This is a genomic window from Corynebacterium sp. HMSC073H12 (assembly GCF_001837775.1).
Lineage (GTDB): Bacteria > Actinomycetota > Actinomycetes > Mycobacteriales > Mycobacteriaceae > Corynebacterium > Corynebacterium amycolatum.
The window spans coordinates 1-19,530 of the sequence record NZ_KV834035.1 but is presented as its reverse complement, the minus strand read 5'-3'; the positions used below and the strand labels follow the sequence as shown (position 1 = coordinate 19,530).

Annotated in this window: 17 protein-coding genes, 5 tRNA genes and 2 riboswitches; of the genes, 13 read left to right on the top strand and 9 right to left on the bottom strand. The window is 59.1% G+C overall.

Features of this window, described 5'->3' with window-relative positions; all coding sequences use genetic code 11:
* Positions 1 to 27 precede the first annotated feature (27 nt).
* From dusB to HMPREF2708_RS05160, 5 genes are all read right to left on the bottom strand, one after another.
* Positions 28 to 1,185, bottom strand: a complete 1,158-nt coding sequence (gene dusB, locus HMPREF2708_RS05180) for a tRNA dihydrouridine synthase DusB (RefSeq protein WP_070833586.1) — start codon at positions 1,183 to 1,185, stop codon at positions 28 to 30.
* 131 nt (positions 1,186 to 1,316) lie between these two features.
* Positions 1,317 to 3,104 carry a thiol reductant ABC exporter subunit CydC gene (gene cydC / locus HMPREF2708_RS05175; RefSeq protein ID WP_070833166.1) on the bottom strand — a complete coding sequence of 596 codons (1,788 nt, stop codon included), beginning with the start codon at positions 3,102 to 3,104 and terminating at the stop codon, positions 1,317 to 1,319.
* The gene (locus tag HMPREF2708_RS05170) at positions 3,101 to 4,651 is read right to left on the bottom strand and encodes an ABC transporter ATP-binding protein/permease (RefSeq protein ID WP_082150648.1); all 1,551 of its coding nucleotides are present in this window, start codon (positions 4,649 to 4,651) and stop codon (positions 3,101 to 3,103) included. The genes cydC and HMPREF2708_RS05170 overlap by 4 nt, the downstream gene beginning before the upstream one ends.
* A 32-nt stretch (positions 4,652 to 4,683) precedes the next feature.
* The gene (gene cydB / locus HMPREF2708_RS05165; protein ID WP_048759453.1) at positions 4,684 to 5,697 is read right to left on the bottom strand and encodes a cytochrome d ubiquinol oxidase subunit II; all 1,014 of its coding nucleotides are present in this window, start codon (positions 5,695 to 5,697) and stop codon (positions 4,684 to 4,686) included.
* A 19-nt stretch (positions 5,698 to 5,716) separates the two neighbouring features.
* On the bottom strand, positions 5,717 to 7,306 hold the full coding sequence (locus tag HMPREF2708_RS05160) for a cytochrome ubiquinol oxidase subunit I (protein ID WP_070833163.1): 1,590 nt from the start codon (positions 7,304 to 7,306) through the stop codon (positions 5,717 to 5,719).
* Positions 7,307 to 7,508: 202 nt separating this feature from the next.
* On the opposite strand from HMPREF2708_RS05160, the gene HMPREF2708_RS05155 reads away from it, so the two are divergent.
* Positions 7,509 to 7,581: transfer RNA gene (locus HMPREF2708_RS05155), tRNA-Lys, on the top strand.
* A gap of 249 nt (positions 7,582 to 7,830) precedes the next feature.
* On the opposite strand, the gene HMPREF2708_RS05150 is transcribed toward HMPREF2708_RS05155, so the two are convergent.
* A complete protein-coding gene (locus tag HMPREF2708_RS05150; RefSeq protein ID WP_070833160.1) occupies positions 7,831 to 8,361 on the bottom strand; it encodes an NUDIX hydrolase in 531 nt (176 codons plus the stop codon).
* A 200-nt stretch (positions 8,362 to 8,561) separates the two neighbouring features.
* Here HMPREF2708_RS05150 and HMPREF2708_RS05145 point away from each other — a divergent pair.
* From HMPREF2708_RS05145 to HMPREF2708_RS05120, 6 genes are all read left to right on the top strand, one after another.
* Positions 8,562 to 8,637 (top strand) — tRNA-Glu (locus HMPREF2708_RS05145).
* A 14-nt stretch (positions 8,638 to 8,651) separates the two neighbouring features.
* Positions 8,652 to 8,725, top strand: a tRNA-Asp gene (locus HMPREF2708_RS05140).
* A 513-nt stretch (positions 8,726 to 9,238) separates the two neighbouring features.
* Positions 9,239 to 9,315, top strand: a tRNA-Asp gene (locus HMPREF2708_RS05135).
* Between the two features lie 19 nt (positions 9,316 to 9,334).
* Positions 9,335 to 9,407, top strand: a tRNA-Phe gene (locus HMPREF2708_RS05130).
* Positions 9,408 to 9,568: 161 nt separating this feature from the next.
* Positions 9,569 to 10,024, top strand: coding sequence for a hypothetical protein (locus HMPREF2708_RS05125; protein ID WP_070833585.1), 456 nt, complete (start codon positions 9,569 to 9,571; stop codon positions 10,022 to 10,024).
* A gap of 107 nt (positions 10,025 to 10,131) precedes the next feature.
* Entirely contained in the window at positions 10,132 to 10,413 is a 282-nt protein-coding gene (locus HMPREF2708_RS05120; RefSeq protein WP_042388192.1) for a GNAT family N-acetyltransferase, read from the top strand.
* 102 nt (positions 10,414 to 10,515) lie between these two features.
* Here HMPREF2708_RS05120 and epsC read toward each other — a convergent pair whose 3' ends face one another.
* Positions 10,516 to 11,109 carry a serine O-acetyltransferase EpsC gene (epsC, locus tag HMPREF2708_RS05115; RefSeq protein WP_005511963.1) on the bottom strand — a complete coding sequence of 198 codons (594 nt, stop codon included), beginning with the start codon at positions 11,107 to 11,109 and terminating at the stop codon, positions 10,516 to 10,518.
* A gap of 115 nt (positions 11,110 to 11,224) precedes the next feature.
* A complete protein-coding gene (gene cysK, locus HMPREF2708_RS05110) occupies positions 11,225 to 12,157 on the bottom strand; it encodes a cysteine synthase A (protein ID WP_070833157.1) in 933 nt (310 codons plus the stop codon).
* Positions 12,158 to 12,460: 303 nt separating this feature from the next.
* A riboswitch (cobalamin riboswitch) is annotated at positions 12,461 to 12,729 on the top strand.
* Between the two features lie 66 nt (positions 12,730 to 12,795).
* On the opposite strand from cysK, the gene HMPREF2708_RS05105 reads away from it, so the two are divergent.
* The 5 genes from HMPREF2708_RS05105 (at position 12,796) to ramA (ending at position 17,316) form a co-directional block, all read left to right on the top strand.
* On the top strand, positions 12,796 to 13,578 hold the full coding sequence (locus tag HMPREF2708_RS05105) for an energy-coupling factor ABC transporter permease (RefSeq protein WP_070833154.1): 783 nt from the start codon (positions 12,796 to 12,798) through the stop codon (positions 13,576 to 13,578).
* 38 nt (positions 13,579 to 13,616) lie between these two features.
* Positions 13,617 to 13,991, top strand: coding sequence for an energy-coupling factor ABC transporter substrate-binding protein (locus HMPREF2708_RS05100; protein WP_070833151.1), 375 nt, complete (start codon positions 13,617 to 13,619; stop codon positions 13,989 to 13,991).
* Positions 13,988 to 14,725 carry a cobalt ECF transporter T component CbiQ gene (gene cbiQ, locus HMPREF2708_RS05095; RefSeq protein ID WP_070833149.1) on the top strand — a complete coding sequence of 246 codons (738 nt, stop codon included), beginning with the start codon at positions 13,988 to 13,990 and terminating at the stop codon, positions 14,723 to 14,725. Before HMPREF2708_RS05100 ends, cbiQ begins: the two co-directional genes overlap by 4 nt.
* 35 nt (positions 14,726 to 14,760) lie before the next feature.
* Positions 14,761 to 15,552, top strand: coding sequence for an energy-coupling factor ABC transporter ATP-binding protein (locus HMPREF2708_RS05090; RefSeq protein ID WP_371326295.1), 792 nt, complete (start codon positions 14,761 to 14,763; stop codon positions 15,550 to 15,552).
* 194 nt (positions 15,553 to 15,746) lie between these two features.
* Positions 15,747 to 16,004, bottom strand: a riboswitch (cobalamin riboswitch).
* Between the two features lie 475 nt (positions 16,005 to 16,479).
* Complete coding sequence (gene ramA / locus HMPREF2708_RS05085; RefSeq protein WP_005511953.1) at positions 16,480 to 17,316, top strand: acetate metabolism transcriptional regulator RamA; 837 nt, start codon at positions 16,480 to 16,482, stop codon at positions 17,314 to 17,316.
* A gap of 93 nt (positions 17,317 to 17,409) precedes the next feature.
* Here the strand turns inward: ramA and HMPREF2708_RS05080 are convergent, their stop codons facing one another.
* Positions 17,410 to 18,030 (bottom strand): cob(I)yrinic acid a,c-diamide adenosyltransferase, encoded by a 621-nt coding sequence (locus HMPREF2708_RS05080; protein WP_070833142.1) that lies wholly within the window; start codon positions 18,028 to 18,030, stop codon positions 17,410 to 17,412.
* 47 nt (positions 18,031 to 18,077) lie between these two features.
* Between HMPREF2708_RS05080 and murA the strand changes: the two genes are divergently transcribed.
* The gene (gene murA / locus HMPREF2708_RS05075; RefSeq protein WP_246840345.1) at positions 18,078 to 19,340 is read left to right on the top strand and encodes a UDP-N-acetylglucosamine 1-carboxyvinyltransferase; all 1,263 of its coding nucleotides are present in this window, start codon (positions 18,078 to 18,080) and stop codon (positions 19,338 to 19,340) included.
* The last annotated feature ends 190 nt before the right edge of the window (positions 19,341 to 19,530 follow it).

Genomic DNA, 19,530 nt, shown 5'->3' with positions numbered 1-19,530 from the left:
ATGTAAACACTCGCTCAGAACCGAAGCTTAGCCACCGGAGTGCATAATCTCCGCGCCTTCAGGCACGGTGTCGTCCTCCGGGTCGTCCAGCCAGCCCTCCGGCAAGACCACCTTTGCAGGGGATCCCTGTCGGCCGCGGGCGCCGTCGGCGTCCTCCGGGCGGGCGTGGGCGCTGGGGCCGTCGTAAAGCGGCGTGAGAATCTCGTCGAGCGTTGCTAGCGAATCGACACGAGCGAGGGACTTGCGCACCTCACTGCCGGCGGGGTATCCGCGCAGGTACCAGGCGATGTGCTTGCGCAGGTCGCGGCAGCCCTTACGCTCGCCCTCGTGCTCCACGAGTAGTTCCGCGTGACGACGGATAATCCCCGCGACCTCACCAAATGTTGGTGCCGGCGGCACTTCTTTGCCACGCAGCTCGGCGGACAACTGCGCGAATAGCCACGGGCGACCAAGGCAGCCGCGACCGACGACGACACCGTCGCAGCCGGTCTCGTCGAGCATCTTGCGGGCATCGGTGGAGGCGAAGATGTCGCCGTTGCCAAGCACCGGGATATTGCTGAAGCCGGAGTCGACCATGTGCTCCTTCAACCGCGCAATCTGCGACCAGTCGGCGTGACCGGAGTAGCGCTGCGCCGCGGTGCGGGCGTGCAGAGCCACAGCCTGGGCACCCATCTCGGCGGCAATGCGGCCGGCATCGAGGTGCGTGTGGTGCTCGTCGTCGATACCGACGCGGAACTTCACGGTCACCGGGATGTCGGTGCCCTCCGTGGCCTTGACGGCAGCGGCGACGATGTTGCCGAAGAGGCGGCGCTTATACGGCAGTGCTGAGCCGCCGCCCTTGCGGGTGACCTTAGGTACCGGGCAGCCGAAGTTCATATCGATGTGGTCGGCGAGGTTTTCGTCGACAATCATCTTCGCGGCCTCGTAGGTCCACTTCGGGTCAGTGGTGTAGAGCTGCAGGCTGCGCGGGTTTTCGTCGGGCGCGAAGGTGGTCATGTGCATGGTCTTCTCGTTGCGCTCGACCAGTGCTCGCGTGGTGACCATCTCGCAAACATAGAGGCCGGAGACCGTGCCTGTACGCTGCAGCTCCTGCTCGCGGCACAGCGTGCGGAATGCCACGTTGGTGACACTGGCCATCGGAGCGAGTACCACGGGGGAGGCGAGCTCAAAGGGGCCGATGTGCATGTGCGCGGACGTGGCATCGGCGGGCTTGGCGGCGCTGAGTGGACTCGTGGAGGTATCTAACACGTACAGTATTGTGTCACGCTGAACTGCCGTTTTCGAATCTGTTTTGGCAGGCTGATTGGATCGGTCGGTTAGCGCTGCGTGCGCGGATGCCTGACGACGACCACCGTTCGGCGGCCCCTCCCGCCGGGGAGCTCGGTGGTGTTGCGGAGAAGCTCCAGGATGCGGTTCGAGTCCTCGTCGAGGTGCTCGGTGGGTTCGTCGAGAAGCAGAATCGGCGCTGTGCTGACCAGCGCGCGGGTGAGGATGAGCCTGCGACGCTGACCACCCGAGAGACTGTCCGCGCCGCTGTCCAGAATCGTGTCCAGGCCGGCGGGTGCGGCGTTGACCCATTCGCGCAAGCCTACGGCATCCAGTACGGAGTAGATGACATCATCGCTGACCTGCGGGTTGCCAATGGAGATGTTGTCCCGCACCGTGGTGGCGAAAATGTGCTCGTCCTCGGCGATAAAGCGCACCAGGTCGCATGGGTGAATACTTTCGTGAGCCTTCCCGGCACTTGCTTCACTGCGCCACAGCTCACGGCCGTCTCCGTCGGCGACAACAACCGTGCCCGCAACTGGCGGCATCAGCCCGGCGATGGTTTTCAGCAACGTAGTTTTTCCGCTTCCCGACGGCGCCGTGATTTCCCGATATCTGCCAAAGGTGACCTCGAAGTTTTGCATCGGCAATTGAGCTGGCTGGGATGCTGCGGCATGCGCTGGCTGGGCAGCGGTCCCGTCCGTGATGTTCGAACTGTGGTCGTCGGGGTAGCCCACAATCAAGTCTTTTACCTGTAGCGTGGGCTGGAGTGTCAGCTGGCTTTGGGGCCGCATGGACGTGGGCGCTGGTGTGCCCTTTTCAGCCGGTGTATTCACCGCAGCAATATCTGCCTCAGCTGAGTCGCCTGTATTCGAGGCGAGCATCAGCAATGCTTCGCGCGATTGCGCCAGCGTCTGCGCCGCAGCTGGTAACGGGCCAACTGACTCAAAAGCAGCCAGCGGCACCAGAACCAGAACCGTCAGCCACTCGGGGGAGTGCACCAAACTGACCCCGGCGCCCCCAGAGCCCCCGGTGCCCGCGGCAGAGGCCGTCACCAACCACGAGGCGACGACCACGGTGAGGACAGCCGTCAGCACGCTGGCCGCGGTGCTCAGCGCTGAGGCACGGGCATTTGCCCGGCCAGTGGCGTCATCGATGGCCGCAACCTTCTTACTGGAGGCCGAGGCGGCAGAGACTGCCTCATCCAATTGACCGTGGATATGCAGACCCGCGGCGTCGGAAAGCAGCGTCTCGACGGCACCGGCATGCGCTTGCAGCGCGACCGTGCGACGCTTACTCGAGTGCGCAGTGGCACGATATGTCAGGTAGGGCGCAACCCCGCCTGCGAGAAACAGCCCCACTGCCAGGAGAACCGCAGTGGTGGGGGAGAGCAGCGCTACGAAGATAATGGCGATGAGCGAGGTCATAAGCGCCACAAGCGCGGGCACGATTGAGCGCACGACGACATCGGCAAGCGCGTCAATATTCGTGCCCAGCGCCGTGACAATATCGGAACGCTCACGCAGCGCCAGCGTGCGATCGCCCACGAAATGCTCCCACAGTTTCACCCGGGAGCGCTCGGCGGTACGCAACGCTACATCATGGGAGACCAGCCGGTCGAGGTATCGGAACGCAGCTCGCGAAATACCCAGCGCGCGCACAGATGTAACCGCCAGAGTGATGTCCATCAGCGGCGGCTTCTGCCAGGAACGCGTAATCAGCCACGCCGACACCACGGTCAGGCTCAGTGCGGACAGCAGCGTGATGGTGCCCGCCAACACTGGCCACACCAGGTCGCGGGGGCTCACCAGTCGACGAAGCGCTTGCAGGATAGTCATCGCGACTGCACCTCCACCACGTCGTCGGCCGCCGCAATCAGTAGCGGATCATGGCTGGTGGCAATCACCGTGGCTCCGCGTCGGGCACGTGTGCGCAGGATTCTAATCACGGACTGCGCACTGTCGGCATCCAAGTGGGCCGTCGGTTCATCGAGGAGGACGAGGTCGCGGGTGTCGTCGGCAAGCTCGCGCCGAAGCGCCTCCCGCTGACGTTGCCCGAGCGAGCGCCGCGAATTATCGCCGACCGCCGCCGCGTCCAGGATGGGCCGCTGGGGCAGCCACGCGATGCGCTGCAGCAGGTCCTGACCGTGGAGCATGCGCTTGCCGTCGCGGATAGTTACGGAACCCTCCAGGTCCTCGTGCACAATTTCGGCGACCGCGAGTAGCGCTGTCGTCTTGCCCACGCCGTTCGGTCCTGCCAGCACGGTTACCGCGCCGGGCCGCGCGATGGCGCTTAGATTACTGGGCCGCACGCCGTCTCGCCCCGGTGCAGAAAGGTGCTCGAACACGACCGTGGGGGCACTGGGAGCACTGCTTGACGACGTCCCTTCGGTCGCCCCCTCCACAGCTTCAGAGGTGGTGTCTGTGGAGTTCGGAGTCTGGTTGGCGTCCTTGGCCAGCAGTTCCGTGACCTCGGTGGCAGCGACGACACCGTCCTGAGCTGCGTGGAACTTCTGACCAACCTGGCGCACGGGGCCATAGATTTCCGGGGCGATGATGAGCACTGCCAGGCCAGTGGCCAGTGTCATGTGGCCTCCCAGGAGCCGGAATCCGATGCCGACGGCGATGAGGGCAATTGACAGGGTCGTGAGGAATTCCAGAACCGACGCGGACAGGAAGGCGATGCGCAGGACCTCCATGGTGGACTTCCGGTGGCGGGTCGACAGACGCTTGATTTCCTCGCTGGGGGCATCGGCCATGGTGTGTGCTTTGAGAGTCGGCAGGCCTACGACGAGGTCGAGAATCTGGCCGCGCACTGTACCGATATCGGCCAGGCGGCGTTCTGTGCGCCCCTCAGTGAGGCGGCCCACCAGCCACATGAACAGCGGAATTAGAGGCAGCGTAACAACCGCGATGGCAAACGACGGGAGGTCCAACCACGCGACCGCGGCCAGGGCCATCGGGGTAGCCAGTGCTGCGGCCACCAGCGCGGGGAGGAATTCCGCCACGTAGACGGCCACGCCATCGAGCCCGACCGAAAGCAGCGCGCGCCAGTGTGCGGTGTCGACCGTGCGGGGGTCGCGCAGAGCTAGGGCTCGCAGCGCACGGCTGCGCAGGTCTGTTGCCACACGTGCGCCAGCTGATTGGCCGAAGCGCACCAGGGCGTAGGAGCAGGCCACCCGAACTAGCACGGACGCGGTTGCTACCAGCGCAAACACTGTCCAGTTCGGAGTCGCCTCGCCCAGAACCTGCGCTGTAATAGTGCCAATGGCCAGCCCCAACGCGATTGTGGCACCTGTGCTCGCGGCAGTCAGTGCACCCGCGAAAATGACCCAACGCCACGCTGGGGCTGACAGCTTGAAGAGTTTCGGATCGACAGGAGCCACTTTTTAGAAACTAACCTCCAACGGACAGACGGCTACGAGACCTTACGCTCAGCCATCAGTCGCTTGCGGAATACCCAGTATGTCCACGCCTGGTAGGCAATCACCAGTGGGGTAATCACCAGCGCGGTCCAGGTCATGATTTTCAGCGTGTAGGGGTTAGAGGCGGAATTCCAGATATCGAGGGAGACGCCGTCGGCAAGCGTCGTCGGCATCAGATACGGGTACATAGCGCCGAAGACAACGGTCGTGACGGCAATAACGGCGATGGCGGTGGCGGTGAAAGCGATGCCGTCGCGGTTGGCCACGGTTGCGGAGATGGAAATGACCAAACCTGCTACTGCGATGACCACAACAGCCCACAGCCAGGTCTTTCCATAGACCAGCTGTGTCCAGATGAGGAACGCGCCACCGAAAATCAGCGCCGACAGGGCGGGAATTCGAGCCGCATTGCCGACCTCGTCGCGTAGCTTGCCGGCGGTCTTCAGCCGCAGGAAAGTCACCGCGTGAAGCGCAAACACAGCCGCAAACGCGATGCCACCAACCAGGGCGTACGGGTTCAGCAACCCCAGCAGGGCACTAAAACCGGAGTCCAGGTTCTTGTCGGCGTTCAGCGGTACACCACGCACCAGGTTGGCCACGGCCACGCCCCACAGAATCGGCGGCAGCCAGGAGCCGAAGATAATCGCCCGGTCACACCAGGCGCGCCAGCCCTCATCGTTGACCTTGGAGCGCCATTCCAGCCCGACAATACGGACAATTAGCGCCACCAGGATCAGGAAGAGCGGCAGGTAGAAGCCGGAAAACATGGATGCATACCACTCTGGAAACGCTGCGAAAAGCGCGCCACCTGCGGTAATTAGCCACACTTCGTTGCCGTCCCACACCGGCCCGATAGTGCCGAGCATCGCTTTGCGACGCGGTTCATCGCGGCCAATGAACGGCAACAGCATTCCGACGCCGAAGTCAAAGCCCTCGAGCAAGAAGTAGCCAGCGAAGAGGAACGCGATCAGGATAAACCACAAAACGGGAAGATCTAATCCGAACATGTCAGAGGTACATCCTTATCTACTTTGTGTCCTCAGTCGCGGAGACTTCGGAGTCGGGGCCGGCAGCGGACTGGGCATGGACCTTGTTGAATCGAACCGGGGACGAGACGATTGCGCCCAGATCGGTAGCGATTGGCGACGATGGACCCGCGTGCTCGGGGTCATTGCCGATGGCGTTGATTGCCTCAGCGGATTCGGTTGGCGGTCCGGCAATAACTGCGCGGCGAATCAACCAGAACCACACCACTGCCAAAATCAGGTAGAGCAGGGTAAAGCCCGCCAGAGTGATAAGCACCGTCGCCGGTGCATGGTCGGACACACCCATATCGACGGTCATGCGCAGCAGTTCCGTGCGCGGATCTCCGATGTGATCCGGGTTGGGGTGCACAATCCAAGGCTGACGGCCCATTTCCGTAAAGATCCAGCCAGCGCTACTGGCCAGGAACGGGAACGGAATTGCAAGGATGCTGCAAGTAGCGAAAATGCGGGCTCGCTTGCCCGTCGGCACGCGCCCCTTGCGAGTAAACAGCCAGGCGAAAAACGCGATGGCCAGCGAACCGACCATCAGGCCAATCATGGCGCGGAAAGACCAATACGTGACGAACAAGTTCGGGGAATAATTTCCCGGGCCGAAGAGCGCCTCAGCCTTTTCCTGCAGATCCTGCACGCCCTGGAGCGTGACGCCACTGAACTTTCCTTGCGCCAGGAACGGCAGCACCCACGGTACCTCGATAAGGTGCAGCACTGAATCACAATTGTTGTGCGTGCCGACGGTCAGAACCGAGAACATCGGATCCGTCTGCGTGTGGCACAGGGACTCGGCCGAAGCCATCTTCATCGGCTGCTGCTCGAACATGAGCTTGGCTTGGATATCGCCGGTGATAAACACGGCCAGTGAGCTGAGCACAGTAGTCCAGAGCCCGACCTTCATAGTCTTGCGGAACGTGCGCTCGTGGACATTATCGCGCTGACCACCGCGGCGGCTCTGAACCAACCACCAGCCGCTGACGCCGACAACAAGCGTGCCGGCGGTGAGGAAAGAGCTGGCCACGGCATGCGGAAAAGCTGCCAAGGCGGTGGAGTTGGTCAACAGCGCGCCCAAGTCCGTCAACTCAGCGCGGCCGGTTTCTGGGTTGTAAACCGCACCTACAGGGTGCTGCATGAACGAATTGGCGACAATGATGAAGTACGCCGAGATATTCACCGCAATGGCAACAATCCAAATCGAGAGCGTGTGCATCCAGGTGGGGATACGACCCCAGCCGAAAATCCACAGGCCCAGGAAAGTGGATTCCAGGAAAAACGCGATGAGACCTTCCAGTGCCAGTGGACCGCCGAAGACATCACCAATCATGCGGGAGTACTCCGACCAGTTCATACCGAACTGGAATTCCTGGACGATGCCCGTGGCCACACCCATGGCGAAGTTAATGATGAAGATGGTGCCGAAAAACCGTGTCGCGCGGTACCAAACATCGTTTTTCGTCGTGGCCCACAGCGTCTGCATGAGTGCGACCAGCGGGGCAAGGCCAATCGTGAGCGGGACAAAAATGAAGTGGTAGACGGTGGTTATGCCAAATTGCCAACGAGATATATCGACGACATCCATGTTTCCTCGACTGAATAAGTAGACATAAAAGATGCGTGTACTCCGTTTGGGTTTACCGAAGTTTGCATCAAGTGTCCGCAGTATTCCTGCTTACTAGTTCAGTCGGATAGGAGAAACAAAAAGTTCCTGGGTGTGAACTAGTCGACTCTCGAGGGGCAATTATTAAAAACAAGCGCGCAATTGCTAGGCTATTTTCTTGCGCGGGCCTTTAGCTCAGTTGGTAGAGCTACGGACTTTTAATCCGCAGGTCGCGGGTTCGAGCCCCGCAGGGCCCACGAAAGCCCCTGGTAGGTGGACTTTCATAGTTCGACTACCGGGGGCTGTTCCCTTTTTGTTCCCTGTTCAGGGCGTTTTTTCGCAGTAACTTGCCCGGGGTGTATTAGTCGCCCGAGTGCCCGGGGAAAGGGGCGCATATTGGGCACGCATTGGGGCACAAATTCAGCGAGATACGAGAAAAAAGCTCGAAAATTTCCGGAGGGCGGCGCGCTAAGCCAACGTTTTACGACGTCACCCGCTGCGGCATGCTACTTCTCTCGCTTGTGGTAGCCCATGCGCGGCTTAAAGCCCGCCGGGTGCTTGAGCTGCGCGACAGCATCGGCGACGATCAGGCGGAAGCGCGGCTTCATAGGTGGCATCTGTGAAATCTGGAACCATCCGACTTCGGTCGATTCGTCATCAGCGACATATGGGATATCATCGCCGACAACGCTGCAGCGCATGGCGACATCCACATATGAGGTGACATCGCCATTTGGGTACTCGACAGGGCCAACGGCACCAGTGCCGAGCAGTGCTTCGACCGTGACATCGAGTCCCGTTTCTTCCTTTACCTCGCGCACAGCTGCGTCGTGAGGCTGTTCGTTCGGGTCGATGATTCCGGTGACCGGAGTCCATTCGCCATTATCTGAGCGACGAACCAGCAAGACCTCGGGCAGGGCGTACATTGGTGCATTCGGCGGAACATCGCGAATGACGATAGCCGTGACGCCGGGGAGCCAGAGCGGAGCGTGGCCCACTTTTTCGCGGAGCTGAACAATGAAATCCGGAGTTGCCATAGTGATGAGCTTATCCGAGCACCAGTAGTGCTCTTGGAAATAGTAAGAAATTCCAGTTCAGCCGTGGATTTTGGGAAAAGGGTACTTATCCTCTATAGTTCTTTACGTTGCCAAGAGCGCGCGCAAATGCAACGTGAATGTATTGCAGTTGCACGCAGATTTGCCATATGGTGGCACACTCTCTTGCAGCGTTAAGTCGGGCTCCCATCGTCTAGAGGCCTAGGACTCCGCCCTTTCACGGCGGCAACACGGGTTCGAATCCCGTTGGGAGTACCACTAAAAAACACAATGGCCCTGTGGCGCAGTTGGTTAGCGCGCCGCCCTGTCACGGCGGAGGTCGCGGGTTCAAGTCCCGTCAGGGTCGCAATTCTAAACACCAGTTCCGGTTGGAGCTGGTGTTTTTGCTTTTGGTTAGTGGTGTGCTGGGTGTCGGTGGGGGCAAAAAGTGTGTCTGATTCTCAAGATAGTGACTGGTCAGCCTCCAACTGCGGCAGCTCCACAACCCAGGGTTAAGTAGCAAAACTGATCGCCCGAAAAATTACGGGCTGCAAATGTGAAACTGTGCGAGTTTATGACACTTTCAGGCCATTTTTCGGGCCATTTTTGACATAAACGCAGTCAGTAACTCGCATTAAGGACTAAGTGGCAAAAAGGGCCCACCCGGCGACATGCGGAGCGGACATTCTTTTGTCTATTAACCCGTCGCTGCCACCGGGGCGCCACAGTCTAGGTTGCCCCGGGCCCCGGGGTTCAGATGTCAGTTTTCAACTTAAAATATCCGCCATGAACTGGCGATTTGCTTATGTTCAGCGCTGTTCTGTAGAGTAACAACTCGTGCGCAGCGCTGGTAATCCAGAAAGCTGAGCACGGCATTTAAGGCCCTGTGGCGCAGTTGGTTAGCGCGCCGCCCTGTCACGGCGGAGGTCGCGGGTTCAAGTCCCGTCAGGGTCGCCACTTGATTAATTTCAAGTCTGGCCAGATAGCTCAGTCGGTAGAGCGTCCGCCTGAAAAGTGGAAGGTCAGCGGTTCGATCCCGCTTCTGGCCACAATTAATCCCCAGTCCGGAAACGGACTGGGGATTTTTTGTTCTTCACCCTGGTGGGTTTTCGACGTGAGCGTCGTAAAGCAAAGTGCATTGAGCCGTGCGAAAACCTTAAAGTGGGGGAAATTAAACCGCGTACACACCCTAGCGGATAGGATGTTGTGCATGAGTAAGGAATTCGCCTCAGCAGGAACGCTGTCCCACGATAAGACGCTGCCGTGGGTCGTGCGCATCTTCGTCTACACGGATGCTGAGGGCAGCCAATCGGCTGCTGAGAAGGTTCGTGGGGCGCTCGCGGAACTGATTCCGGATCAGGAAGTCAATGTCTACGAGGATGTCATGCCCGATGTGGGGCGCACCTCTTCGCTCGCTGATTTGTGGGCGGAGGCCAACCCAGGCATGGATCCGGGGGATCGGAAGCGTTATCGCATCAGCGTGGTGGCTCCGGGGCTGTCTCACTGCGAAATGGCGGATTTGGCAGGCCCGCTCGCTGAGGCCGTCAGCCCGGGGTGGGCAGAGGGTGAGGCTGCGGCTAAGGTCGCGAAGGGCGATGTCCCGTGCCGTGTCGCTGTCGGGCGTGCCGACGAGCACCCGGGCGAACCCCCGCTAGTGCAGAATTAGCCAGGATTCGGAATTAATCCGAAGCGAGAGCTGTTATCTGGGTTACATCCTAAGAGTCGTTTGCAATGACGACGCTTCACAACCACGAGAGGGAAGTGATTCCGAAAATGGCACACACTATTTCACATGATGAGGCCGGTCAGCGCTACGTTCTCACCGTAGAGGGAGAAGAGGCCGGCTTTGCCGCTTACACCCCGGTGGAAGGTGCCCTGGATTTTGACCACACGGTAGTAGATGGCAAATTCCGTGGACAAGGCCTGTCCAAGCCACTTATTGCAGGCGCGCTGGATGATGTTCGGAAGAACAACCGCAAGATTCGCACCAGCTGCTCCGCTGTTGCCAACTTCGTCGAGAAAAACCCGGAATACCAGGATCTACTGGCTGACTAGTCGCTGAAGGGCAAAGAACGCACAAAGAAGCCGGCCGGCTGCTCACGATAGGAAGAGCAACCGGCCGGCTTCTTTATGCGTAGAGCTAGTTTTAGGGCAGGGCTAGATGAAGTCCCCGTCACCCTGGACGTACACCGCCGGATCGCATAACGGCTTGTGCTCTTCAGGCTTGGCAGGGCGTACGCGGCCCGGAATTCCTATCACGATGGAATCGGGTGGGCAGCTGTGAGTGACCACGGAGTTGGCGCCGATCGATGAGCCCGCACCAATTGTGATGGGGCCAAGGACTTTCGCGCCTGCCCCGACGGTGACGTTGTCCTCCAGAGTGGGGTGGCGTTTTACCTTCTCCAGTGAGCGGCCGCCGAGTGTCACGCCGTGGTAGAGCATGCAGCCGTCACCAATCTCCGCGGTTTCACCAATGACGATGCCCATACCGTGGTCGATGAAGAACCTTCGGCCAATTTGAGCGCCCGGGTGAATCTCAATACCAGTCAGCCAACGGGAAAACTGTGCGAGTACTCGTGCAATGCCCTTGAAAATCCCGCCTCGTTTCCAGAGGCGGTGCGAGAATCGGTGAATCCAGATTGCGTGTAGACCGGAGTAGACAATGGCATTTTCTACATCACTGCGCGCAGCTGGGTCATGCGCACGGGCATTGTCCAGATCCTCTTTGAGGATTCGGAAAAAGTCACTCATGGGCGTCAATTCTATCTGGTCGGAAGTATGGGCAATGCAAAAACCCGCTTGCCGACGGAAAGTGCCAGCTAGCGGGCTCTGCAGAGAAGGTTACGGGCGCTTATAGCGCTTGGTTTTAGTCGCGCAGGTCCTCGTACAGGATGGAGGAGACGTAGCGCTCGCCGAAGTCAGGGACAATCACGACGATGTTCTTGCCCTCAGCCTCTGGGCGAGCTGCAATCTCGAGAGCAGCCTTGATGTTTGCACCGGCGGAAATGCCGCCAAGGATGCCCTCGGCTGCAGCGACCTTGCGGGAGACCTCAATAGCGTCCTCGTTGGTAACCGCAATAATCTCGTCGAGAAGATCCTGATCGAGAACCTCTGGGACAAAGTTTGCGCCCAGGCCCTGAATCTTATGCGGGCCGGCAGTGCCCTCGGTCAGCAGCGGGGAGGCCTTCGGCTCAACGGCAACCAGCTTGATTTCCGAGTTGTGCTTCTTCAGCGTGCGACCAGCACCGGTAACGGTGCCTCCGGTGCCGACACCGGCCACGAAGTAATCAACCTTGCCGTCGGTAGCTTCCCAGATTTCTTCACCAGTGGTTGCCTCGTGGATAGCCGGGTTGGCCGGGTTGGCGAACTGGGAAGCCAGGATTGCATTGTCGGTGTTAGCCACGATTTCGTTGGCCTTATCGACAGCACCGCGCATGCCATCCGCGCCCGGGGTGAGTACAAGCTCAGCGCCGAATGCGCGCAGAACGACGCGGCGCTCCTGGCTCATGGTGTCCGGCATAGTGAGAATGACCTTGTAACCGCGGGCTGCGCCGACCATTGCTAGCGCGATACCGGTGTTGCCCGAGGTACCCTCGACGATGGTTCCGCCCGGCTTGAGCTCGCCAGAGCGCTCGGCGGCATCGATAATTGCGTTGCCGATGCGGTCCTTGACCGAGTTGGCAGGGTTGTAAAACTCCAGCTTGGCAATCACGTTGCCCGGCAGGCCCTCGGTAACACGGTTGAGCTTAACCAGCGGGGTGTTGCCGATCAGTTCAGTGACATCGTTATAAATAGTCATTAATCTTATCCATTCCGGAAATCACAGAGGACTTCCTAATGAGTTTTCGCGTGTAGCCGTAGTGTACGCCTGATCCTGCAATTAGTACAGACCAGTTCGTCTACTTCATGGATTGCGTAGGAAAGTGGAGGCTGCCAATTCCGGTGGCACCACCGTCACAGTCGCCGCGGCCGGCACCGTCGCAGTCGCACCGCTGATTTCGCAATGCTCCGGCTCTTGCCACGTTAACGCTATGTGATTGCCTTGCTCGTCCTCACCTCCATTGTGAGGGTAAAAAACATTAAGGTTTCTCAGAATCCACTATTCTGAGATGTGATTTACAGTGCACGGGAATGCCTTGTAAATAGGCAGCGGCCCTCGCCACTGTGATTGGGCGCGATTGCGGCCGTTATCTGCACAGCGGTTATATGCGATAACCGAAAACGCAGGCAATGGACCCGATGATTGCGGTGCTTCGTCGAAGCCACTCAGGGGGACTCAAACCTTTGGGGAAGGAGGCGAGGCATTAATAGAAGGGTGAAGCTTTCCTCAGCCCATCAGCCAGGAGACCGACTGTAAATCATCCAATTCGCGTCCGCGGATTGGCGGTCGAGCGGTGCTGTCGAGGTGAATAGCGCCGCAGAAAGAAGATTTACATCATGCATATTGCTGAGGGATTTCTCCCAGTTACTCATTGCATTGGGTGGGGTGTAGCTGCCGCTCCCTTTGTCATTCACGGCGCAGTTCAAGTCAAGCGCACTATGAAAGAGCATCCCGGTAGCGGCATGCTGCTCGGTGCTGCCGGTGCGTTTACTTTCGTGCTCTCCGCAATCAAGATTCCATCCGTGACGGGTTCCACTTCGCACCCGACAGGTACGGGTTTTGGTGCTGTAATCTTCAAACCTCCGGTGATGGCGCTGCTTGGCTCCATCGTGTTGCTCTTCCAAGCAATCTTGCTCGCTCACGGCGGCATTACGACGCTCGGTGCGAACATCTTCTCCATGGCAATCGTCGGCCCGTGGGTCGGCTACGCCTTCTACGTATTGACTCGAAAGCTCGGCGGAGGCCTGCTACCAGGTGTGTTTATGGCAGCGTTCTTCGCTGACCTCTCCACCTACGTCGTGACCTCCATGCAGCTCGCTCTTGCACACCCGGCAAGTCCGGGCGGTGTTGGCGGCGCGCTGGCTACATTCCTCGGCCTGTTCGCTATCACGCAGATTCCGCTGGCAATCATCGAGGCTCTGGTCACCGTCATTCTCATGCGCACCCTGCTGGCAGTGGCACACTCTGAGCTCCTCGATCTCGGCTTCCTGTCCCGCTTCGGCGATGCGCCAGCACCAGCGCTGGAGGCGAAAGCTGCAGACACCACGACCAACGCTGTTGCAGGGTCTGCCACTTCGCAGAATGCTTCAGCTGCATCCGTATCCGGCCAGAAGCAGTAGCCGTCGTCAAGCGAAAAGAAGCGAAAGAGAGCACGATTATGAATGCAAAAAACAACGCGCAGATTGTCGACGCACAGGCAGCTAGCCAACCGAAGAAGAACTCCGTGTGGGTCAGCGTCGGTCTCATTGTCCTGGTAGTCGTAATTGCCATGTTCCCGCTGTTCTTCAACTACGGCGGCGACGCCGAGGAGCCGTTCGCCGGCACTGATGCCACTGCTACGGAGACAATTCAGGAAATCGACCCGAACTACGAGCCGTGGTTCGAACCACTCGTCGGCGAACTGCCGGGTGAGGTCGAGTCGGGTCTGTTCGCGCTCCAGGCTGTTATCGGTGCTGGCGTCCTGTTCTACGTTATTGGCTTCTACCGAGGGAAAGCTGCTGCGCGTTCAGACAAGCGCGAGAAAGAGCAGTGAATGCGCTAGAAGCCGCAGCGGCGCGCAGCGCTTGGGCACGCCGCAACGTGGGCGAAAAGATCCTGCTGCTCGGTGGGCTGTTGATTCTGGCGGTTGCGCTTCCGCCAATTCCGTTTGCTCCGGGCATTGCGGTCATTGCTTGGTTTATTGCGTACATAGCCCGGGTGCCCCGCAAGCTGTATGTGGCAATGGTGTTGGCACCGGCGGCTTTTGTGCTCGTCGGCGCGTTTCCGCTTTTGGTAGCGCTTACTCCCGACGGTCTCGCGTGGTCGCCGGATGGTCCGCAGCGAATGGCGCAGGTTGTGATGCGTTCGTTTGCGGGTATCAGCTGCACGATGGTCTTTGCGCTGACCACTCCGATTTCGGAACTTATTGCGTGGCTCAATAAGCATGGCATGCCTCGGTACCTGACGTACCTCGCTGAAGTGATTTATCGGATGACTGGCGTGCTGATTCACTCCGCGCACTCAATGACAGAGGCTCAAGCGCGACGTCTTGGGCACTCCACGCGCCGGGCGATGATCCGGGATGTCGCGGCGCAGTCCGCCAGCCTCTTTGTTATCGCTTTTACTCGAGCCCGCAAGATGCAAGAGGGAATTGAGCTGCGTGCCGATCCGAGCGCAATGAAAGTACTGGTGATTTCGCGGCCGAGGCAGCCGAATTTCATCGCGATATCCAGTGCCTTACTTTTGTCGTTGATTGCGGCCTGGGCGCTGCTGAAATGGGGTGTTTAGGGATGTCGACCAGAAGGAAAAATAGCGCTAATCACGTGGATGGTGCCAGCGGCGCCATTGTGGAAGCGGCAGCAGTTACATACGCTTATGACGAAACCCGCGTCCTGAAAGGCGTGGAGCTGGCAATTTCGGGCGGCGAGCGCCTAGCGCTGTTGGGGGCAAACGGTTCGGGCAAGTCCACGCTGTTGCGTATGCTCGCGGGAGCGTCTAAGCCCAACAGTGGCGAGGTTCGCCTTGACGGCACCGCCTACAAGTACTCCCGGCCCGGCCGCAATACGGTCCGTCGCTCAGTGCAGATGGTCACACAGGATCCGGATGAGCAAATCTTCGCGGCCAGCGTGTTTGCAGACGTCTCTTTCGGTCCCGTCAACCTGGGGCTGGAGAACGAGGAAGTCGAGCGGCGCGTCCGGGAGGCCCTAGGCACCGCCGAAATCACTGATCTCGCCGAACGCGTTCCGCACCAGCTTTCCTATGGTCAGCGCAAGCGTGTCGCTCTCGCAGGCGCGCTGGCGATGCATCCGCGCGTGCTGCTTCTCGACGAGCCCTCCGCCGGCCTCGATCCGCAGGCGACCCGAAAGCTTGCACACACGCTCAATCAATTGCGTGATCAGGGCACAGCCGTCGTCGTCGCCACGCACGACATCGACTTCGCGTGGAATTTCGCCGATCGGGCAGCAGTGCTTGCCGACGGCAAACTGCGAGTTGGCTCCAAAGAGGAAATTTTGGCCGATCGACGGTTGGTGGAACATGCTCGATTGGCTTTGCCCTGGGCGCCCGTGGTCTCCAAGGCGATTGGGCGAGATGTGCTCCATCCAGAGGATGTTTAGGCGAGAGGCTTGGTTGGTGAATAGCTCATCGATATGTGCAGCTAAACCGCGCTAAAAATGAGAAAAACGCCCGCGGGCAGGGCGCAATGCCTATAAAGATAGGCCTAGAAATATAGGCGAAGCTGTCGCATTTCTTCGCTTCCATTTCACGTCACACCTGTCCGCGGGCGATCTCCGTGGCCGTGGCACTTTGCAGTGTCCTCGGCGCATCAGGCAGGTATTCGGACTTCCTGGCGTGACCGACAATAAGGGGATGACGACTGCCGCTTGCTTTGATGCTTACGTGCAGAACCTTATTATCAATTTTCCTACTTTTCGCCGCTTCCCAAGGTTGAAATAACCTCAGTGCCGTTGGCGAATTTTGTTCCAGATTACCGCTGCGGGACAGTTCCGGAATTGCACCGGATTCCCTCTTGCGTTTGCTGTGCACCACCTTCGGACAACCACGTGGAGGACGTGGCATTGAAAGTGGAACTCAACAAAACCTGTTGCATGAATAACAATAGCGCACCAAGATGAATCAGCGAAGGTGTTTTTCGAAAATGTCCACATTGGGGGTGAAATGTCGTTCATTACCCTCAGTTATTAGCATTTACGCAGTTTGCTGGCGGGAAAATAGCTACCCCCTGCCTTGTGTCTATTCGGCCACAGCGGGGCTAGTGGCAGGATTTATCCTGGTGTTTTCTTTGCGTACTTGTAGAGAAACCTAGTTGTTTCCTAAGATTGTGTGACGGATGCCTTAATGCAGGTGTACCCGTTCGGAGGGTACTATCTACTTTGTACGGTTTACAGCCCCCGAAAGGGTCAGGAGCCGCTGAGCGGTAGTTGACCATTTCGTAGGAGTGTAAGTCGGCGCGAAGTCACAGGCTGATGGTGCCTCTGTGGGTACCAGTGAAGCAATTTGCCCGTTACGCAGGAGGACGCGAGATGGATCCCCACCGCATTCTGGACGACAATGAGGTTATTAAGTCGTCCTTGGTCGCCCTAAAGAATGCGACTGGTATTCCGGTCACAATGTATGCGGAAGTCACCGATAACTCGAAGATGCAGATCAACAACTGGGTTGGCCTGCGTACTCCAGCCCTGCAGAATCTGACTGTGGAATCGGGTGCGGGTGTTGGCGGTCGCGTGTTGGCCACGCGCCGCCCGGTGGGGGTCAGTGACTACCTGCGCGCCAAGGTTATTACCCACGAGTATGACGACAAGATTCGTGATGAAGGCCTGCACTCGCTGGTCGCCGTGCCGGTAATTGTTTCGCGTCTTGTCCGTGGCGTGCTCTACGGTGGCGTGCACTCCTCGGTGCGTCTGGGGGACAAGGTTCTTGAAGAGGTCACAATGACCGCCCGCTGCCTGGAGCAGGACCTCGCTGTCGTCGACGCCTGCCGCAACATGGATCGCTCTGGCAACGGTAAGGGCGGCCGTATCATGAATGGCGCTGAGTGGGAGCAGGTTCGCTCCACGCACTCCAAGCTGCGCATGCTCGCTAACCGTGTGGACGATGAGAAGCTGCGCCAGGAGCTCGAGGTCCTCTGCGATCAGATGGTCACCCCGGTTCGCGTCAAGCAGACCACCAAGCTGTCGGCTCGTGAGCTCGATGTTCTCGCCTGTGTCGCCCTCGGTCACACCAACGTCGAGGCCGCAGAAGAAATGGGCATTGGCGCAGAGACGGTTAAGTCCTACCTCCGCTCCGTAATGCGCAAACTGGGTGCCCACACTCGCTACGAGGCCGTCAATGCAGCCCGTCGCATCGGCGCACTGCCGTAAACCGCTTGACGACGGGCACCTCGTCCAACCCCGCAGATGCTCTAGGTACTCTTAGCCGCCATGCGGCTAGCGTCGCGCTCCTAGCAAATTTGGCTAGCGAGCGCGGCGCTTTTTCGCATCGAGGGCCGCTTGGCGCTCATCTTCGCGTTCGCCACCGGGAACCCACTTGATGTCGTTGCCGGCATTGGCCACCCGCGAAAGAATGAACAGTAGGTCAGATAGTCGATTGAGGTACTTCGCCGGTAGGACTGAAGTAGTTTCGGGAAACTCGCGGCAGGCAGCCCATGCCGCACGCTCGGCCCGACGAGTAATCACCCGAGCCGTATGCAGCAGTGCCGCGGCTGGTGTGCCTCCAGGGAGGATGAAGGAATCCAGTTTCGGCAGTTGCTCATTGAACTGGTCACACCAGTGCTCGAGTCGCTCGATGTACTCCGGCTCGATACGCAATGGCGGGTACTTCGGGTTTTCTTCAATAGGTGTTGCCAGGTCGGCTCCGGCATCAAAGAGATCATTCTGCACGTAGCGGATGACGGCCGAGACTTCGTCGTCAAGCGTGCCAAGGCTGAGCGCCTGACCGAGTATGGCGTTGGCCTCCTCGCACGTGGCGTAGGCGATAAGGCGAGAATCATCCTTGGGAACGCGGCTGAAATCGGATAATCCAGTGGTGCCGTCGTCGCCGGTGCGAGTGTAAATGCGAGTTAGATGAACGCTCATAGTTTCAAGTCTAAGCGCGATATTGCGAAATGTGGTTGGCTGGGGGAGTGGGAAATGAGCGATTTCTGGTTAAAGGCGGAGCGACGCTAAACGGTCAGGTTCAGATTTCCGGGGCGAAGAACTCGGTTCTGAAACTGATGGGTGCGGCGCTTCTCGCCGAGGGCACGACAGTACTGACGAACTGCCCTGAAATTGACGACGTGCCATTGATGCAAAAGGTCCTCGAAGGCCTCGGTTGCTCCGTGACGCGTGAGGGCGACCGGATTGAAATCACGGTGCCCGAAGAACTCTCGCATCACGCTGACTTCGATGCCGTGCGCCAGTTCCGCGCTTCGGTTTGTGTGCTCGGGCCGCTGACGGCGCGTACCTGTAATGCGATTGTCGCACTGCCCGGTGGTGACGCAATTGGTTCCCGCCCGCTGGACATGCATCAGGCTGGCCTGGAGAAATTGGGTGCACGCACCTATATTCACCACGGTTGCGTGGTCGCTGAGGCGGGGCGACTCAAGGGGGCGAACATCAAGCTGGACTTCCCGTCCGTCGGCGCGACCGAGAATATTCTGACCGCGGCCGTACTAGCTGAAGGTACGACTGTGCTGGATAATGCCGCCCGTGAGCCCGAAATTGTCGACCTGTGCGAGATGCTCGTGGAGATGGGTGCCAAGATCTCGGGTGCGGGATCTAACACCATCACGGTTGAGGGCGTCGAGAAGCTGCACCCGACTGAGCACAAAGTCGTCGGCGACCGAATTATCGCAGGGACCTGGGCTTATGCTGCGGCGATGACCGGCGGTGACATTACGGTCGTTGGCATCAACCCTAAGTATCTGCACCTTCCTCTGGAAAAACTGAAGAACGCAGGCGCTCAGGTCGAGACCTATCCGCAGGGCTTCCGCGTGCGCATGGACAGGCGTCCGCAGGGTGTGAACTACCAAACGCTGCCATACCCAGGCTTTCCGACGGACATGCAGCCCATGGCCATTGCTCTGTCCGCGGTGTCCGAAGGGACGTCAGTGCTTACCGAGAACGTTTTTGAGTCGCGCTTCCGGTTTGTCGACGAGATGATTCGCCTCGGCACTGACGCGACTATCGATGGCCACCACGTGATGATTCGCGGAAAGGAAACGCTGAGTTCGGCACCTGTGTGGTCTTCGGACATTCGCGCTGGTGCCGGTCTGGTGCTGGCCGGGCTGTGCACCGAAGCGGGAGACGTCACCGAGGTGCACGATGTCTATCACATTGATCGCGGTTACCCGGGTTTCGTAGAGACACTAAACGCTCTCGGCGCTTCTGTTGAACGGGTTAGCTAGTGATAGTTGGCCACTGGTCGATGGCTAATGGCTAATGGCTAAGCGCACGGTGCTCGTTAAACGCACGGCGCGGAAAACTATCGCAAGTCTTCGGTTCTGGATGCTTTAGAATCGTTAGGAGAGATTCTCCAGTGGGGCTTGTGGTGGTTTTTGCTCTCTTACCTGCGGGTTCGCTTTATGTGTGAAGTGT

Excerpts from the sequence above, each read along its gene's own strand:
- HMPREF2708_RS05120 (WP_042388192.1), top strand. The coding sequence starts at position 10,132 with ATGGCACACACTATTTCACATGATGAGGCCGGTCAGCGCTACGTTCTC.
- dusB (WP_070833586.1), bottom strand. The coding sequence starts at position 1,185 with ATGCACATCGGCCCCTTTGAGCTCGCCTCCCCCGTGGTACTCGCTCCG.
- HMPREF2708_RS05160 (WP_070833163.1), bottom strand. The coding sequence starts at position 7,306 with ATGGATGTCGTCGATATATCTCGTTGGCAATTTGGCATAACCACCGTC.
- HMPREF2708_RS05100 (WP_070833151.1), top strand. The coding sequence starts at position 13,617 with ATGAATGCAAAAAACAACGCGCAGATTGTCGACGCACAGGCAGCTAGC.
- HMPREF2708_RS05105 (WP_070833154.1), top strand. The coding sequence starts at position 12,796 with ATGCATATTGCTGAGGGATTTCTCCCAGTTACTCATTGCATTGGGTGG.
- cydC (WP_070833166.1), bottom strand. The coding sequence starts at position 3,104 with ATGACTATCCTGCAAGCGCTTCGTCGACTGGTGAGCCCCCGCGACCTG.
- HMPREF2708_RS05125 (WP_070833585.1), top strand. The coding sequence starts at position 9,569 with ATGAGTAAGGAATTCGCCTCAGCAGGAACGCTGTCCCACGATAAGACG.
- ramA (WP_005511953.1), top strand. The coding sequence starts at position 16,480 with ATGGATCCCCACCGCATTCTGGACGACAATGAGGTTATTAAGTCGTCC.
- HMPREF2708_RS05080 (WP_070833142.1), bottom strand. The coding sequence starts at position 18,030 with ATGAGCGTTCATCTAACTCGCATTTACACTCGCACCGGCGACGACGGC.
- HMPREF2708_RS05150 (WP_070833160.1), bottom strand. The coding sequence starts at position 8,361 with ATGGCAACTCCGGATTTCATTGTTCAGCTCCGCGAAAAAGTGGGCCAC.
- cydB (WP_048759453.1), bottom strand. The coding sequence starts at position 5,697 with ATGTTCGGATTAGATCTTCCCGTTTTGTGGTTTATCCTGATCGCGTTC.
- cysK (WP_070833157.1), bottom strand. The coding sequence starts at position 12,157 with ATGACTATTTATAACGATGTCACTGAACTGATCGGCAACACCCCGCTG.
- epsC (WP_005511963.1), bottom strand. The coding sequence starts at position 11,109 with ATGAGTGACTTTTTCCGAATCCTCAAAGAGGATCTGGACAATGCCCGT.